Below are 16,250 nucleotides of genomic sequence, written 5' to 3'. Positions count from 1 at the left end.
AAGTGAAATTAATAGGGAAAAAAGCAGGTTCTTTCATAGTAATAGTATCGTTGTTTGCAGTTTTAATTTCAGGATGTATCGGGAATGATAATAAACTATCATCCAACATAGCCGGTCCGTGCAGCGGCCAGGTGTCCTCTTCAGGGGATGAGTTCCTGATACTTGCACCGAAGATGCTTTTCGCAGGTGGGGAAAGTTCAGTGACAATGGCGGCTTTCTCTGACAACCAGCCGGTGACCCGGTGTGTGGAATATACACTAACTGATGAGGGCAATAATGAAATTACACTTGTCCGGGCATCAACCTCTGATTTAGGGAATGTTGTGGCTTCCTTTGAAGTTCCTGATGTTGAAGAGGGTAGCTATGTGCTGACCGCGAAGCCTTCGGGTTTTGACACAGAATTCAAGGCAACTGTGGAAGTGGTAAGGAGCAATCCACTGTTCATTGAGACCGACAAGCCGATCTACAAACCGGGGCAGACGATACATGGAAGAATTCTCTCTCTGAACAACAATCTTGTACCTGTTCAGGAGAACATTACCATTGAGATCACAGATGCCAAAGGCATCAAGGTCTTCAAGGAAGAACTAAACTCCAACGAATACGGTGTTGCTTCCTTTGACCTGCCACTTGCATCCGAACTGAATCTGGGCACATGGAAGATAATCGCAACAGCAGGTGATTCTTCCTCCAATGTTGATATCCAGGTGGACAAATATGTGCTCCCGAAGTTCGACGTTTCACTGGAAACACCACAGGAATGGTTCCTTGTCTCTGATGAGATAACAGGTACGGTTTCAGTCAACTACTTCTTTGGCAAGGAGGTTGAAGGAGATGTGCTTGTGGAAGCCTCGCGCTATGTGGGTGAATGGGAGCAATACGCAACCTTCTCCGGGACGCTGGAGGACGGTTCAATTGAGTTTGAACTCCCTGCCGTAGAATATGCAGCAGGAACATATGGGGCAGGCGGTCAGGCAAGTCTCATGCTTGACGTGACTGTCACAGACACCGGCAACCACAGTGAGACCACTAACAAATTGCTCACAATTTCCGAGTCTCCTCTTGTAATCCAGCTTATTCCAGAGTCCAATACGATTAAACCGGGAATGCCATTGCAGGTGCTTCTGGTAACAAAGGACCCCGGAGGCAATCCTGTGGATGCTGAAGTGACCGTGGAAACTCGCATAAGGAATGAGTCCTACGAGATTACTGAGGACAAGGAAACGGTAACTACCACGGATGGTATTGCAATGCTTGAATACGAGATGCCAGAAGACAGTAACCACCTTTTCATCGATGCCAGTGGAAATGATGCATGGACCAGTGTGTCCCTGAATGCAGCCTACTCGCCCAGTGCCAGTTTCATACATATCTCCCAGACAAGCGAGGGAGTGCCGCAAGTAGGGGACACGATCTCCTTCCGTGTCTACTCCACAAATCCGGGAACTGTGTTCTATGATGTGTTCGCAAATGGCAGGACCGTATATTCAGCTACCAGTGATGAAAGTGACATAAGCATACCTGTGACGCCACAGATGAGCCCGCAGGCAAAAGTAGTGGCATACATGATAAACCCTAACAGCGAGGTGTCTGCGGATGTGCTTCCATTTGATGTGGAATTCTCAACACAGGTTGATCTTTCCAGTTCCTTTGACAGTGATTCAGTGGAGCCCGGGGACAATGTTACAGTTGATTTTGATGCAGGAAGCAGGTCCATGATAGGTTTTTCCATAGTAGATGAGTCCGTTTATGCACTAAGTGAGGGCAGACTCAATCTCATGCAGGTCTTCAGTGAGCTGGAAAAGCGCTTCATGGAGCCAATGGCAGAGTCACATCCTTCATGGTACGTGGAAGGTGCCTATGATGTGCTGCAAAATGCCGGTATGGTAGTGATGGCTTCACCTGCTATTGAAGTTCCACAATCACCGAATAAGGCGGAATTTGAAGTGAATAATTTTGCAGGTTTTTTCGCAGATGTGGATGGTATGGACTTTGTAGTGGAGGAGGAAATGGTTGCAGAGATGCCTGCCATGGATGAAGCGATACCTACAGAGGAAACCACAGCCTCCAGTGGTGACGAAGGCGGGGAGCTTGCAGAGGTACAGCGTGTACGCCAGTTCTTCCCTGAGACATGGATCTGGATGCCTGAACTACTCACTGATGATGCAGGTCTTGCAAGTCTTGACCTGACAGCACCGGACAGCATAACCACATGGAGGTTACATGCTGTTTCTTCCGGACCGGAGGGTATTGGCATCTCAGAATCCCGTCTGACAGTTTTCCAGGATTTCTTCGTTGATCCGGACCTGCCATATTCCGTTACAAGGGGGGAGACATTCCCTGTTCAGGTGCAGGTATACAATTATCTTGATACAGAGCAGGACGTTAAACTCACACTATCGGGTGCTGACTGGTTCGATATCATTGGTGATGATGTGCAGACCGTAACTGTGGATGGTAATGGTGTGGGATATACCAGTTTCACGATAAGTCCAACCGAGGTTGGAAAGCAGGTTATCGAGATCATGGGACAGACTACAAAAAGAGCTGATGCAGTCAGGAAGGATATGATCGTTGAGGCAGAAGGTGCAACCCGTGAGATTGTAGATAACGGGGTGCTCAGCAACGGTTCTGTGGAACTGGACACAACCTTGCCGGAGGGCATAGTTCCTGATTCTGAAAAAGTGCTTGTGAGCTTTACTCCAAGCATTGTTGCACAGAGCATAAGCGGGGTGGATGACCTGCTGGGTATGCCTTACGGATGCGGTGAGCAGAACATGATGCTTTTCTCCACTGACGTGGAAGTATTGCGCTACCTGAAGGCAACCGGACAGGATAACCCGGAGGTGAGGGCAAAGGCTGAGATGTTTATCATTACGGGCTACCAACGCCAATTGACTTACCGCCATAATGATGGCTCCTTCTCGGCCTTCGGTGAGAGCGATGCCCAGGGAAGTCTCTGGCTGACCTCTTTCGTACTATCCCAGTTCAGTGGTGCAAGGGATGTGACAACCATCGATGAGAATATTCTCTCAGAGGCGGCAGACTGGATAGAGTCCCATCAGCAGGAAGATGGTTCATGGGAACAGGTCGGTTTTGTGATACACCAGGACATGATGGGTGGTGTAAGCGGAACCTATGCCATGACGGCATATGTGACCCTTGCACTGCATGAATATGGTTCTGCAAGCCCTGTTGTCATTGCAAATGCACAGAAGTACCTTGAGGACAACCTTGCCAGCCAGGATGACCCCTATGCTCTGGCAATCGGAACTCTGGTCCTTCAGAAACTCAACAGCCCATTTGCTGATGAGGCTCTGAATGACCTGCTGGCAATTGCAAAACAGGATGATGCCGGCACTTACTGGGGCTATGGCGGCGGAAATGTTGAATTGCCATACGATTACGGTGGTTATGGGTTCATCGTTCCCTCAAGCAAGAACGTGGAAACAACAGCATATGCGACCCTTGCCCTGATCGAGGCAAAGAACCCCACTGCCATCTCTTCACTGAAATGGATCTCAGCACAGCGTAATGCCAACGGAGGATTTTCCAGTACACAGGATACTGTCATGGCTTTCAGGGCACTGATGAGTGCAGCAGCATCAGCAGGAAGGGATATTGATGCTACGGTACATGTGATTGCAGACGACACTGAGATAAGATCAGTGAAAGTGAACCAGCAGAATTTCGATGTGGTGCAGATAATTGAGATCCCTGCCGGAACATCGAATGTGAAGCTAAAAATGGATGGCACAGGAGACCTGAACTATCAGCTCCTCAGGCGTTTCAATGTGATACTGCCTGAAGTCACCGAGCAGAATGAGATCGAGCTTGACGTGGAATATGATTCTACTGATGTAGCCGTGAACGACATTGTAACCGTGAATGCCCATGTGAAGTACAACGGCATCCGTGGCATTGATGGCAGCACAACTTCCAGTGGCATGATGATAGTGGACCTTGCGGTTCCGACAGGTTTCAGTCCGGTATCTTCAAGTCTTGAAGCTCTCAAGGATGAATCCCTGATAACCCGCTACGAAATAGCTGGCAGAAAAGTTATTCTCTATATCGATGACATGCAGCCGGGTGAGGAACTGAATCTCAGTATGCAGGTTAAGGCGCTGTTCCCGGTGAAGGCTATTGTTTCAGAGAGCAAGGCTTACTCATACTATAACCCGGAGGTTGTGGCTGAGGTGAAGGGAATGAATGTGACTGTGGTTTGAAGAGGGATTTATCCCTCATCTCTTTTTCATTAACGTTTATATCCTATTAGCATGAAATCAAGAAAGCATATAATTTATCAGTGAAAGATATTTCTCACAAAAGAATACTAAACCAGGGGGACTTTCAAATTGAATAAATATCTCAAAATGTTCCTTTACGGGCTATTGGTATGGATGGTGCCTTTTATCGTATCCTTTGCCTTTGTGGACAGACAGGGAAATTTCACAATCGATGAAACATTCTTTAAGTCCATTATGATTGTTACAGGTGCTCTTGTAGGTGTGTTTCTTGCTGTAAGGTATTTCAGGGATGTTGAAACGGATTATGTCCGGGAGGGTGTTATTCTTGGAATTGTCTGGTTGGCAGTGAATCTTTTGCTTGACCTTTCAATGGTTTTTGGAGGATTCTTCCAGATGACAGTTAGACAGTACTTCACAGATATCGGGATGCGATATCTGAGTATGCCTATCTATACTATAGGAATGGGGTATGCTCTGGTACAAAAAAAGAATTAAGTGGATGTTTGCCAGAACGTGGAACAATCCACAATGGCATATCTGGCCAACTACAATGAGAACAATTGCATGAACTCTTCCGGTGTCATGCCCGATTGCCGTATTATTGATCTTAGTGTACCAATCGGGATTTCATCATAGTTTGGACATGGTGATGAATGTTTTCTCCGGAGTTTTCTTTTTCATTTTAATATGGCTCTCCTTCTGTGACACTATTTGAAAACCAACAGCTTCAAGGATTTTAATAACCTCATGCACTGACAGAATGGGAATTGTTGTCACAAGAGACCTCAAAGGTGGTAGTAAGGATTGAATTAACTTCTGCTGTAGTAGCATCCTCATCTTCCAGATAAAGCTCCACAGCTTCCTTAAGGTTAGCAACAGCTTCTTCTACATTCTTACCATGGCTTGCAATGTCCAGCTCAGGGCACCATGATACATACCAGTCACCCTCTTTATGAATGACTGCAGAGAACTTGTATGATTGTTGCATATGCTGAAGTATGCGATGGCTTTATTTAAGCATTTTTGCGGGAAGTTCTAATCATTCGAAATTTTACACCAGATTTATCTGCTATTGGAATAATGTGTTTTCCATGACCATCCAGTACCAGAACATAGTCCCATGGGGTCGTTCGTTTCAGGAATATGTTGATATGTTCGATCTTACAGATAAAGACATGAACAGGTCTATTATTGGATGTGGGGATGGTCCTGCAAGTTTTAACTTTGAGATGACAAGGCAGGGGAAGTCGGTTATTTCCGTGGATCCTGTCTATAATTTTTACAGGGAAACTATCCAGCAAAGAATCAATGAAACCTATAGTGAAGTGCTTGAGCAGACCCGTGCGAATCAGGATAAATTTTTATGGGGGAATATTTCTTCGGTGGAGGAACTGGGGAATATCCGCATGGCTTCCATGAAACTATTTCTGGAGGATTTTGAGGAAGGCAAAAAACAGGGTCGTTACGTTGCAGGCGAACTGCCGGAATTGCCGTTCAGCGACAATGCATTTGATCTGGCACTGGTATCGCATCTACTGTTCTTGTACTCGGAGCAGCTATCATTTGATTTTCACATTCGTGCGATCGATGAACTACTGAGGATTGCGGGTGAAGTGAGGATATTCCCGTTGCTGGACCTCAATTCAAGGAAGTCGATACATCTTGATGAGGTAATTGGTTCTCTGTTGTCCCGTGGGTTTGTTGTTCATGAGAAGAAAGTGAACTATGAGTTCCAGAAGGGCGGGAATACGATGCTTGTGATCGCACATCCTTGATAGAAGATTAATTTTCGTCAATAATTTGGAATCGTCATTAACATTTTCTTCAAATAGAGCAACAAAAGGGAGATTGATGCATAGAAGGCTCCGATAGCAAGAATCACATGATCAGTTTGGTTCTGGAAGAGCAATATCAATCCATTGAAATATGCAATTCCCAGAAGAAGACCTGATATTATTCTAAATAAGTTGTTGCTTCTATGAATTCCAAAAGCTGTGACGGACCAGTCTACAAGTGCTGCCATTGGAAGAAGCGCAATCGTTGCATATGGCAGGTGTTTCTCTGAAATGGAACTATAATACAGAAAATTCGATATAATAGCGGTATATATTCCAAGACATCTGGAACATATGTAATGCTTTTTTCCGCTAAATTTTAGTTCCAGGCATTTATAATACTCCTGGTATTCGTGATGCGATAGCAGGTACTTTGACGTTTCATTCAATCCCGAAAGGATCTCATGTTTTAGTGAAGCGATATAGTTCATTATGGATCACTGGCTTTGTGTCATTCTAATCTCAATTGTACTTTCTGTCAAACTCTTCATTTGACATCGTCAGGTAGATTATCCCTTCTATCAAACCCAAAAGAGAAGGGATGTAAGTCCAGAAAAAGCACAGGTACAGGAGTCCGGCGCCAGAATTATTCAAATAGAACTTATGTGCTCCCAGTCCGCCAAGGAATATAGCAAGCAAAGCGGCTGCAGTTTTATCTTTCCGCCCCCTTCCTGAATAGGTATGGGGCTGTCTGACACCACAACGCGGACAGATCTCAGCTTCCTTTAAGATCACAGCTCCGCATTTCGTACAAAATTTCTTATTATCGTCAATAGTACTCAGGTATGATTCCACTAGATCACCTCTTTGATCCAAACATTCCACTCGATCGGACAAAGAATAAATTTTATTCCCAATTCTATAAAACTGGTGTCTGATTAATATAGGTTGTTATTTCCCTTCCCAATGCAAACACAAAAATACTAACAGCCAGATAATTTGCAGCACCAATTCTTTGTGAGTCAATATGGAAAAAATGACCCCTGCCATGCAGCAGTACTACTCGGCTAAGGAAGAGCATAAGGATGCCCTCATATTCTTCAGGATGGGGGATTTTTACGAATCCTTCGGAGAGGATGCTAAAACAATTGCAAAGGAACTTGAGATTACCCTGACAACCCGCGGGAAAGGAAGGGACGGGGAGAAGATGCCGCTTGCAGGCATCCCTTATCATGCTATTGATAATTATCTTCCCCGGCTTATCAAAAAAGGGTACAAGGTTGCTATATGTGAACAGCTTGAGGACCCGAAGAAAGCAAAAGGCGTTGTGAAAAGAGGGGTTGTACGTGTGGTCACACCGGGGACTGCTATGGATTCTTCCATGTTCTCCGATTCCTCGAACAACTATCTTATGGCTGTGTATGGTGAAAAAGATGAATACGGTATTTCGTTCCTTGATATTTCTACCGGGGAATTCCTGACCACGCAGCTTACAGACAATGCTCCGTACGACAGGATTGCCAGTGAGGCTGCACGCATGGGGCCATCGGAATGTATCATGTCGCGCTCCATGCTTAAAGATCCACATCTCACAGAACGTATTAAAGAACAGAGGATCATCGTTCATGAGTTCGATGAGGATGCTTTTGATTTCAAGAGGGCTGAAAAAGTTCTCACTGAGCACTTTAAAGTCTCAACTCTCGAAGGTATGGGTTGCAGTGAATTACCTTGTGCGGTATCATCTGCAGGAGCAGCATTGCGGTATGCAATGGATACACAGATGAGGGAACTGTCGCAGGTGCAGTCCCTGAAGACTTATTTTGATTCCGAGTTCATGGTACTGGATGCCATCACCCTGAGGAACCTCGAGATAGTCAGGAATGTAAGGGGAGAGGGAAATAATTCTTCTCTTCTCGGAGTGCTCGATGAGACAAAGACTCCTATGGGAAAGAGACTGCTCCAGAAATGGCTCCTGAAACCTCTTATCTCGGTTGATGCTATCAATGACCGCCTGGATGCGGTTGCCTGGTTCCAGGACAATACATTCGTTAGATTTGACATCCGCGCCCACCTTTCCTATGTAAAGGACATGGAACGGCTTGTAGGAAGGGTAATGTATGGCAATTCCAATGCAAGGGACCTTGTAGCATTAAAAAGGTCACTTGAATCTGTTCCTCTTCTAATTGGATCTCTTCAGGAATGCAAAGGTGTTGACCTGCTGGAGAATATCGTATCACAATTATCTTCTTTCGGGAAACTGGATGAGCTTGCAAAACTCATAGATAGGGCCATTGTGGAAGAGCCACCACTGAGTGTCAGGGATGGCGGGATGATAAGGCCAGGGTACAATGAACAGCTTGATGAGCTGGCAGACCTCTCCAAGAACGGTAAGCAGTGGGTTGCAAAGTTCCAGCAGAAGGAGCGTGACAGGACAGGCATCAAGTCCATGAAGGTCGGTTACAACAGGGTATTCGGTTATTATCTTGAGGTCACAAAGGCCAATGTATCACAGGTTCCTGATGATTATATCAGGAAGCAGACCATGACCAATGCTGAGAGGTTCTACACTCCTGAACTCAAGGAACGTGAAAGTGCCATTCTTTCTGCTGATGAGAAGATGACAGCCCTTGAGTATGAACTGCTCTGTGAGATCAATTCCACAGTCGCATCACACTCAAAGGAGTTACAGGAAACTGCCGGTTTCATTGGCATGCTGGATGTAATGGCAAATCTTGGTGAAGTGGCCGCCAACAACAATTACGTAAGACCTGCAATAACACCTGACTGTCGTCTACTTATCCGGGATGGCAGGCATCCGGTCGTAGAAAGCACAGTTCCGGGTGGTTTTGTTCCAAATGATACGGAAATGGATTGCAGTGAGAACCAGTTCCAGCTTATAACCGGTCCGAACATGGCCGGTAAATCCACATACATGAGGCAGATTGCCATGATAGTCATTATGGCGCAGGCAGGGTCTTTCGTACCTTCTTCCCACGCTTCCATCGGTATTGTGGACAGGGTTTTTACAAGGGTTGGAGCCTTTGATGACCTTGCAAGCGGGCAGAGTACTTTCATGGTTGAAATGGTGGAGCTTGCAAACATCCTGAACAATGCAACTCCTAAAAGTCTGGTGCTGCTGGATGAGATCGGCAGGGGTACCAGTACTTATGACGGTTACAGTATCGCAAAGGCTGTAGTGGAATACATTCATAACAAAGGGCGAGTGGGTGTCAGGTCACTTTTCGCCACACACTACCACCAGCTCACAGATATTGCAGGCAACCTAAAACGTGTAAGGAATTACCATATCGCTGTAAAGGAAGATGGTGATGACCTCGTGTTCCTGCGTAAGATCGTGCCGGGCGCAACTGACCGGAGTTATGGTATCCATGTTGCAAGAATAGCCGGTGTTCCGCATGCAGTCACCACGCGGGCCAAGGAGATCCTCGAGGATATCGAGAATGAGTGTGTTATCAGTGAAGACGACCGTAAGGGAAGGAAGAAGCAGCGCAGCAGTGCCAAATATACCCAGCTGATACTGTTCGATCAGTCAGCTTCTGGTGATGATGGCAGGCTACATCCTGTTGTTGAGGAACTTAAGAAAATGGACGTTAACTCTATGACGCCGATTGAAGCTCTGAACCGGCTCAGCCAGCTCAAAAGCAGGCTTCAGAAAGATAAATAACTAATAAAATAAAGAACTAATTCCAATTTGGAGGTCTTCATGTGCTTATTCGCCTCATTCCAGGGGTTGGTTTGCACCAATGCCTTTTTTCTGTAAGATCATCCATGCGATCAACACAAGAACACCGCAGCTTAAAGTGATGGTACCCAATATTTGCATTCTGTCCATCCAGTCCTGGGACACTAGCCACATGCCCACAGCTCCAAGGGTGAAATATGTGAATATCAATAGGGAAGAAGCAGAGCCAGCATCTTTGTGGACTTGCTCAAGCACGAGATGGTTGCTTGGAGGCCTGCTGATGCCAATGGAATATGTGACCAGTGCCATGGGAATAGCAAAGCTCCAGGGTCCATGCTGACCGATTATTAAAATAAGTGCAGCTCCTACTGCTATTCCTGCAAAACCGGCAGTTATCAGGTGTTTGGGTTTTATTCTATCTGTCAGTTTCAGGCATGACATTGATCCCGCCATCAGGGCCAAGGCGTTAAAGGCAAAGAAATAGCTGAAATTCTGCTCGCTCAGACCAAATCCGTTAATGTATAATGATGAAGAGCCTGCAATGAAACTGTATAATGGTAAAAGGCTCACGGACATCAGCAGGACCATGATTACATAATTTTTGTTAAGTAACAGACTGCCATAAGAATGCATGACCTTTGACAAAGGTGTTTCTGACATTTCTTTCAACGTTTCTGGCGTTCTCAGGACACCCAGGAGGCCGATGAGACCCATTACTCCTTGGGCAACGAATATCCAATGCCAGGAAAGATATGCTAACATCCATCCTCCTACAATAGGTGCAAACATAGGGGCCAGTGCCATGATTATGGCTATATAGGCAAGTATCCTCTGTCTTTCATTTCCTGAAAAGATGTCTTTTGTCATGGCCATGGACAATGATGAACCAGCGGCAGCTCCCGCAGCCTGCAGTATGCGAAATGCTATTAATGTGGTTGCATTGTTCGCCGTAGCACACAGCATACTGGCAAATATGTACAGTGAAATTCCGATGATCAATGGTTTCCGGCGGCCGTATCTATCCGATATCGGACCGTAGAAAAGCAGGAAGAATCCATAGGTGACAAAAAAACAAATGAGGATCAAATTGACCACTGCAAGTGGTTCATTCCACATCATGGCAAGGGATGGGATTGCAGGCAGTATCATGTCTGTGGAAAATGCCGGAAAGGCTGTTAAAAGAGCTAGCAAAGGCACTATGTTTTTTAGTTTACCGGGATTGTCCATGTAAGACCTTCAAATTTTATGTGCTTCCAAAAGCATGAATTGATATAAGAGTGTTGGCACTTCATTTTACAATATTCACTTATCAATTGTCAATTCGCTAATGCAAACAAAAAAATACTAACAACCAGATAGTTTTGCCGTAAAAGATCCTATACAGGTAATGTACGTGGACAGGAAGTGGCAGATGACAGATAAAGCATGTGATATTAAAGGTTCCAGAATAAAATTACTGGACGAGTCCACCATCAATAAAATAGCAGCGGGAGAAGTGATTGAGCGCCCAGCTTCTGTGGTGAAGGAGCTCATTGAGAACTCTGTTGATGCTCATGCAACTGATGTTCGAGTGGAAATAGGGGGGTATGGCACGAAAAGCATTTTGGTTGTGGACAATGGTGCCGGAATGAGCCATATGGATGCGTCCCTTGCCTTTAAGAAACACGCCACCAGCAAAATAAACACTATCGAGGACCTCAATCATATTATAACTATGGGGTTTAGGGGAGAGGCACTGGCTTCCATTGCTTCGGTTGCAAGGGTGGAACTTGTCACCCGACAGGAAGGTGAAATAGAGGGAACGAAGGTTGTTGTTGACACCAGCGGTATCAGAAGTATCACTTCAGCAGGCACTGCCGTAGGAACAAGCATACTTGTCAACGATTTGTTCTACAGCACACCTGCCCGCAAGAAGTATCTTAAGAGTGCAAGGACAGAACTTGCTCATATTGTTGATGTAGTTTCCAGAAACTCACTTTCACATCCTGATGTTTCATTCACGCTTGTGGTAGATGGTAAGGTATCACTAAGATCACCTTCCTCGGTTAAGATGCTGGATAGCATTGTTCATCTTTATGGTACCGATGTTGCACGTTCCCTTGTTCCGGTGGAATATGAATCTGATTTGATCACTATTACAGGTTATATCTCAAAACCGGAACTCACAAGGAGCGGAAAAGACCTGCAGGTCTTCTTTATCAATGGGAGGTCTATCTTCTCAAACCAGATAAGCAATGCTGTAAGGCTTGGGTACTATACTTTGCTTCCAAAAGGTCGCTATCCGGCAGCCTTCCTGAATTTCATGATCGATCCGGTGAATGTGGATGTAAATGTTCATCCGGCAAAGAGGGAAGTCAGGCTGAGCCATGAAAAAGAAATAGAGGTCATGCTCATCTCTGCCGTAGAGGAAGCACTTGGAAAAGAATCACTGATCCCTGAAGTGCAGGTTAAGAAAAAGGATATGCCTTTACATTCATTTTTACAGGAGCCTGAAATAAAAGAAAGCCGGGAAAATGGTAAAACGCTGGATGAGTCAGAAGTGCCGGAAGTTGTAGATAAGCCGCAAATTCCAGATGCATATCAGGAAACTCCATCACAAAGCGGTGTCCTCAAAGAGAATAAGGAACCTTATCACTATCCTGCAAAGGATACCCAGAGGCGTTTGAAGAAAAGTGAGAGGCTGCAAATGAGCGTTACGCAGGAAGAGGTGCCAGAGCTTAGTACTTCTTTCAAGCCATCCGATGTGAAAGTATACGGGCAGTATGCCGATCTTTATATACTGAGCGAGATGGATGGCATGCTGATACTCATAGACCAGCATGCTGCCCATGAACGTATAATGTATGAGCAGGTACTCAGGATGCAGGACATGGCCTGGCAGGAGCTTATCACTCCAGTGACGCTTGACCTGAACCAGAAGGAAAAAACTATAATTGATGATTTTATTCCCCAGCTTGAGAAAATGGGTTTCTCTATTTCAGAGTTTGGTCCAAAGAGCTATGTAGTGACCACAGTTCCCAGTATTTTCGGAAAACTTGAGGATACTGATGTAATACATGATATCATCTCTGACCTCTTGTCCACGGGGCGGGTGAAGGAGGATACTGAAAGATATGACCTCCTTTGCAGTACTATGGCATGCAGGGCAGCTATCAAGGCAGGTGCAGTCTGCAATACGGGGCAGATGGAGGCTCTCCTCCGTCAGTTGATGCGCTGCAGCAATCCGTATACATGTCCACATGGGCGCCCTACCATGATATCCTTTACTAAGGACGAACTGGCTAAGATGTTCAAAAGGACCGGGTAGAGTCGGTAGATTTTAAAAGTATTAATTACAATTGACCTGAGATGATCGACCCGGTAAATAAATCCAAGATTCCAGACGAGTGGCTGGATCGCTCAAAAATGCCACGTGCAGAGCTGGAAGCAGGTATAAAGAGCGGAATGCTTGTTGTTTTAAGCGACGGTTCTGTACTGAAGAGGGGTTATACTACCGGGACTACTGCAGCAATGGCTGCAAAGGCAGCAGTTCTCTCCCTTGCAGGAGATGTGACCCATGTTTCAGTACCAACACCGGTTGGCCTTCGGGCAGAACTGGATGTCACTGGTAGTAAGGGGCATGCTGTTGCGGTAAAGATGTATAATGACCATGAATCTGATATTACCCGGGGTCTTGAATTTGCCGCCGACGCCAGGGAGGCAGATGGCATCACGGTTTATGCAGGTGAGGGTATAGGGATTGTCACCCGCAGTGGTCTTGAATCCAAAAAAGGGCATCCTGCTATCAATCCACGTCCCATGGAACAGATACAGGCGTCAATTGCCGAGGCTGTTGAGGAACTTGGTCTGAAAGGCGCAGAGGTGACGATCTATCTTCCACGTGGCAAAGAGATTGCAAAGCAGACTCTTAATAGCCGTATAGGTGTAATAGATGGCATATCTATCCTTGGAACAACCGGTTTTGTAGAACCCTGGAACGACCATCTCGGCGAAATGAAAGGAGATCTCATCAGGTGTTCCGACAAGGTTGTACTCACTACCGGACGGATTGGCATAAGATATTCAACGATGCTTTTCCCCGATCACACTGTTATACTTGCCGGAAGTCGTATTTCAGAAGCTGTAAATGCTGCTCACGGCGATGTTGTTATTTGCGGACTGCCGGGTCTTGTGTTAAAATGGGGTAATCCCGACATGCTGAAGGACAGTGGTTTTGCCACAGTAGTCGAGATGCTTGAGCTTGATCCGCAGAACGAGCGCATGAAGCAGGCCTTTGACATGGCTGTGGAAAAAGGCAATGGTGCTCGTATTGTTGTTGTTGACAGGGATGGGACTGTGTTGATGGACAGCGGGGAATCAATATGATCATAGTGGGTGTCGGTGTCGGGCCTAATATGCTGACTCAGGAAGCCATAGATGTCATTAGCAATGCTCCGGTCATATATGGTTCCAGTCGCTCCATCGAACTTGCAGAAGAGTTCATCAGATGTGAGGCTCATCTGATCAGGGATTACAAGAACCTTCATCTTTTACCTGCTGACGCTGTTATATTATCTACCGGGGACCCAATGTTCTCAGGCCTTGGTAAATTCGCCACGGAAAACGACAGGGTTGTTACAGGGGTATCCTCTATACAGGCTGCATGTGCCCGTTTTCATGTTGAGATGTCAAACATGGCTCTCATTACTGCCCATGGCAGGGATCCTGCTCCTGCAAAAGAAGCTCTTATCAGGGAAGTTGGTCTGGGTAAGAACATTTTTCTGCTGCCAGCTGATAGTTTTGGTTCAAAGGAAGTGGCTGCAGTTCTTCAGGAAATGGATTTTGATGCAAGGATATGTATCTATGAGGACATAGGATATCCTCATGAGCGTGCTGTATGTGGTACTGTAGCCCAACCGCCGGAGAATCATTCTGATATGTACTGTATTATAGTTGTACGTTAGATTGTTTTCAGGCAAATCTTATTGTTGCATTTGCACAATCTATTCTGTTTTGTATTTTTGTCCTTCTTCTTATTCATTCATATGTATATGTACTATATCCAGATACGTACGTTTTGTTATCTACACAGGTAGTTCCATGTTATTTATATACTTGTTATCTTTGATAGAAACAAACTTAATCGTTTTCAAGAATCGTTATGTTTATCTACCATAACATATTACATCCCATATTCAAATCAAATTTAGTTGATTATGTCTGGTGATCAAAAATGGAAGGTGACAATTAATGCACATATTCGAAGGCTTTCTACCATCTCCCTGGTGGCAGGCGTGGTTTGTATTCTCTATCCCTGTGATATTGTATGGTATGTATAAAATGAATAAACTGGTAAGTGAAAGGCGAGAGGTTGTACCTTTACTGGCGGTTGCAGGTGCATTTATATTCGTTCTTTCCTCTCTTAAATTGCCATCAGTTACCGGAAGTTCATCTCATCCGACCGGTACCGGAATGGCAGCCATTCTTTTCGGCCCGGCAATTACAGCAGTTCTCGGTGTGATTGTTCTTTTATATCAGGCAATTTTCCTGGCACATGGGGGTATAACAACGCTTGGCGCAAATGCTGCATCCATGGCAATAATAGGTCCTTTGGTTGCCTTCATGTTCTATAAGGCAGCATCTAAGGCAGGAATGAACTTCTACCTGAATGTTTTCCTTGCAACCGCAATTGCAGATTGGGTGACTTATGTAGTAACTTCTGTCCAACTGGCATTAGCGTTCCCCACGCCAGAAGGAGGCGTTTTGGGTTCGTTCATGATATTTGCGGGGATATTTGCAACAACCCAGGTACCACTTGCAATACTGGAAGGTGCCCTTACAGCACTTATTATGAAATATGTGGTCCAGATCAAGAGCGATGTGTTGGTTGATCTTAATGTTCTTACTACTGCGACGGTTACAAAACTCAAGGAGGCTATGCAATGAAACTGGAGTATATTGTGGGTATTATTGTATTGCTCTTTGCCGCCCAGTTCTTCTATGGAGTGGCCGCAAATCCTGGCTCCGAGTTCGGTGGTGCTGACGGAGCAGCAGGGGATGTTGTTGCTGAAATCAATCCGGAATACGAACCTATGGAACCTTGGTTTGCTGATTACATGTTTGAGCCGCCTGGAGGGGAAACTGAAAGTCTTCTCTTTGCACTTCAGGCAGCTTTTGGTTCAATTGTGATTGGATACACCATTGGTTATTATAAGGGAAAAAGCAAGAGTAACTAAAAGAATGTGTGTGTCCCACCAAGGCCCACACATAACTCTTTTTATAGTATGTCTATTACTTTTCTCAAATCAATTAATTTTTCGTAACTATTCAGCCTAGCTCCCTTCCACCAAGCTGATTTCTCTCTCTACGATCAATTCTGCAATATTGGAATAAGTGAACCCTCATAGAATATTGCATTAATCGAGTCTATAACAGACATGGAATTCTTGCTAACAGTAGAAACGTATCCTCTTATCCGGCAGAAATTTCTCGCACCTTGTTCACTACGGAAGGTACCGGATATCTTCTGTTGTACTTTCGTCATTC

Annotated in this window: 14 protein-coding genes; 9 read left to right on the top strand and 5 right to left on the bottom strand. The window is 45.2% G+C overall.

Annotated features, from left to right (window positions below):
* Positions 1–2: 2 nt before the first annotated feature.
* Both BB781_RS03135 and BB781_RS03130 read left to right on the top strand, forming a co-directional pair.
* Positions 3–4,226: an alpha-2-macroglobulin family protein gene (locus BB781_RS03135; RefSeq protein WP_094227054.1), complete on the top strand. Its 4,224-nt coding sequence runs from the start codon at positions 3–5 to the stop codon at positions 4,224–4,226.
* A gap of 129 nt (positions 4,227–4,355) precedes the next feature.
* A complete protein-coding gene (locus tag BB781_RS03130) occupies positions 4,356–4,742 on the top strand; it encodes a hypothetical protein (RefSeq protein WP_129582619.1) in 387 nt (128 codons plus the stop codon).
* 135 nt (positions 4,743–4,877) lie between these two features.
* Here BB781_RS03130 and BB781_RS16045 read toward each other — a convergent pair whose 3' ends face one another.
* Both BB781_RS16045 and BB781_RS03120 read right to left on the bottom strand, forming a co-directional pair.
* Positions 4,878–5,078, bottom strand: a complete 201-nt coding sequence (locus BB781_RS16045) for a type II toxin-antitoxin system HicA family toxin (RefSeq protein WP_242492518.1) — start codon at positions 5,076–5,078, stop codon at positions 4,878–4,880.
* Complete coding sequence (locus BB781_RS03120; protein WP_094227051.1) at positions 4,993–5,235, bottom strand: type II toxin-antitoxin system HicB family antitoxin; 243 nt, start codon at positions 5,233–5,235, stop codon at positions 4,993–4,995. The genes BB781_RS16045 and BB781_RS03120 overlap by 86 nt, the downstream gene beginning before the upstream one ends.
* 103 nt (positions 5,236–5,338) lie before the next feature.
* On the opposite strand from BB781_RS03120, the gene BB781_RS03115 reads away from it, so the two are divergent.
* Positions 5,339–6,022 (top strand): SAM-dependent methyltransferase, encoded by a 684-nt coding sequence (locus BB781_RS03115; protein WP_094227050.1) that lies wholly within the window; start codon positions 5,339–5,341, stop codon positions 6,020–6,022.
* A 17-nt stretch (positions 6,023–6,039) separates the two neighbouring features.
* On the opposite strand, the gene BB781_RS03110 is transcribed toward BB781_RS03115, so the two are convergent.
* Together BB781_RS03110 and BB781_RS03105 are read right to left on the bottom strand one after the other, a co-directional pair.
* Complete coding sequence (locus BB781_RS03110; protein ID WP_094227049.1) at positions 6,040–6,513, bottom strand: DUF2085 domain-containing protein; 474 nt, start codon at positions 6,511–6,513, stop codon at positions 6,040–6,042.
* A 31-nt stretch (positions 6,514–6,544) separates the two neighbouring features.
* A complete protein-coding gene (locus BB781_RS03105) occupies positions 6,545–6,877 on the bottom strand; it encodes a TM2 domain-containing protein (RefSeq protein ID WP_207205230.1) in 333 nt (110 codons plus the stop codon).
* Positions 6,878–7,049: 172 nt separating this feature from the next.
* Between BB781_RS03105 and mutS the strand changes: the two genes are divergently transcribed.
* A complete protein-coding gene (mutS, locus tag BB781_RS03100; RefSeq protein ID WP_094227048.1) occupies positions 7,050–9,707 on the top strand; it encodes a DNA mismatch repair protein MutS in 2,658 nt (885 codons plus the stop codon).
* A gap of 54 nt (positions 9,708–9,761) precedes the next feature.
* On the opposite strand, the gene BB781_RS03095 is transcribed toward mutS, so the two are convergent.
* Positions 9,762–10,952, bottom strand: a complete 1,191-nt coding sequence (locus BB781_RS03095; protein ID WP_094227047.1) for a multidrug effflux MFS transporter — start codon at positions 10,950–10,952, stop codon at positions 9,762–9,764.
* A 184-nt stretch (positions 10,953–11,136) separates the two neighbouring features.
* Here BB781_RS03095 and mutL point away from each other — a divergent pair, with 184 nt between their 5' ends.
* From mutL to BB781_RS03070, 5 genes are all read left to right on the top strand, one after another.
* Positions 11,137–13,032, top strand: coding sequence for a DNA mismatch repair endonuclease MutL (gene mutL / locus BB781_RS03090; RefSeq protein WP_094227167.1), 1,896 nt, complete (start codon positions 11,137–11,139; stop codon positions 13,030–13,032).
* A gap of 41 nt (positions 13,033–13,073) precedes the next feature.
* Positions 13,074–14,090, top strand: coding sequence for a cobalt-precorrin-5B (C(1))-methyltransferase (locus BB781_RS03085; protein ID WP_094227046.1), 1,017 nt, complete (start codon positions 13,074–13,076; stop codon positions 14,088–14,090).
* Positions 14,087–14,668: a cobalt-precorrin-7 (C(5))-methyltransferase gene (locus tag BB781_RS03080; protein WP_094227045.1), complete on the top strand. Its 582-nt coding sequence runs from the start codon at positions 14,087–14,089 to the stop codon at positions 14,666–14,668. The genes BB781_RS03085 and BB781_RS03080 overlap by 4 nt, the downstream gene beginning before the upstream one ends.
* A gap of 286 nt (positions 14,669–14,954) precedes the next feature.
* Positions 14,955–15,650 (top strand): energy-coupling factor ABC transporter permease, encoded by a 696-nt coding sequence (locus BB781_RS03075; RefSeq protein ID WP_094227044.1) that lies wholly within the window; start codon positions 14,955–14,957, stop codon positions 15,648–15,650.
* A complete protein-coding gene (locus tag BB781_RS03070) occupies positions 15,647–15,940 on the top strand; it encodes an energy-coupling factor ABC transporter substrate-binding protein (RefSeq protein ID WP_094227043.1) in 294 nt (97 codons plus the stop codon). The genes BB781_RS03075 and BB781_RS03070 overlap by 4 nt, the downstream gene beginning before the upstream one ends.
* Positions 15,941–16,250 lie beyond the last annotated feature (310 nt).

Origin of the sequence: Methanolobus psychrotolerans, assembly GCF_002243045.1 — an archaeon.
GTDB classification, from domain to species: Archaea; Halobacteriota; Methanosarcinia; order Methanosarcinales; family Methanosarcinaceae; genus Methanolobus; species Methanolobus psychrotolerans.
This window is presented reverse-complemented; position numbering and strand designations above follow the sequence as displayed.

Bases quoted from the DNA above. Each gene is read 5' to 3' on its own strand.
- BB781_RS03075 (WP_094227044.1), top strand. From the start codon at position 14,955: ATGCACATATTCGAAGGCTTTCTACCATCTCCCTGGTGGCAGGCGTGG.
- BB781_RS03120 (WP_094227051.1), bottom strand. From the start codon at position 5,235: ATGCAACAATCATACAAGTTCTCTGCAGTCATTCATAAAGAGGGTGAC.
- BB781_RS03115 (WP_094227050.1), top strand. From the start codon at position 5,339: ATGACCATCCAGTACCAGAACATAGTCCCATGGGGTCGTTCGTTTCAG.
- BB781_RS03095 (WP_094227047.1), bottom strand. From the start codon at position 10,952: ATGGACAATCCCGGTAAACTAAAAAACATAGTGCCTTTGCTAGCTCTT.
- mutL (WP_094227167.1), top strand. From the start codon at position 11,137: ATGACAGATAAAGCATGTGATATTAAAGGTTCCAGAATAAAATTACTG.
- BB781_RS03070 (WP_094227043.1), top strand. From the start codon at position 15,647: ATGAAACTGGAGTATATTGTGGGTATTATTGTATTGCTCTTTGCCGCC.
- BB781_RS03080 (WP_094227045.1), top strand. From the start codon at position 14,087: ATGATCATAGTGGGTGTCGGTGTCGGGCCTAATATGCTGACTCAGGAA.
- BB781_RS16045 (WP_242492518.1), bottom strand. From the start codon at position 5,078: ATGCTACTACAGCAGAAGTTAATTCAATCCTTACTACCACCTTTGAGG.
- mutS (WP_094227048.1), top strand. From the start codon at position 7,050: ATGGAAAAAATGACCCCTGCCATGCAGCAGTACTACTCGGCTAAGGAA.
- BB781_RS03085 (WP_094227046.1), top strand. From the start codon at position 13,074: ATGATCGACCCGGTAAATAAATCCAAGATTCCAGACGAGTGGCTGGAT.
- BB781_RS03110 (WP_094227049.1), bottom strand. From the start codon at position 6,513: ATGAACTATATCGCTTCACTAAAACATGAGATCCTTTCGGGATTGAAT.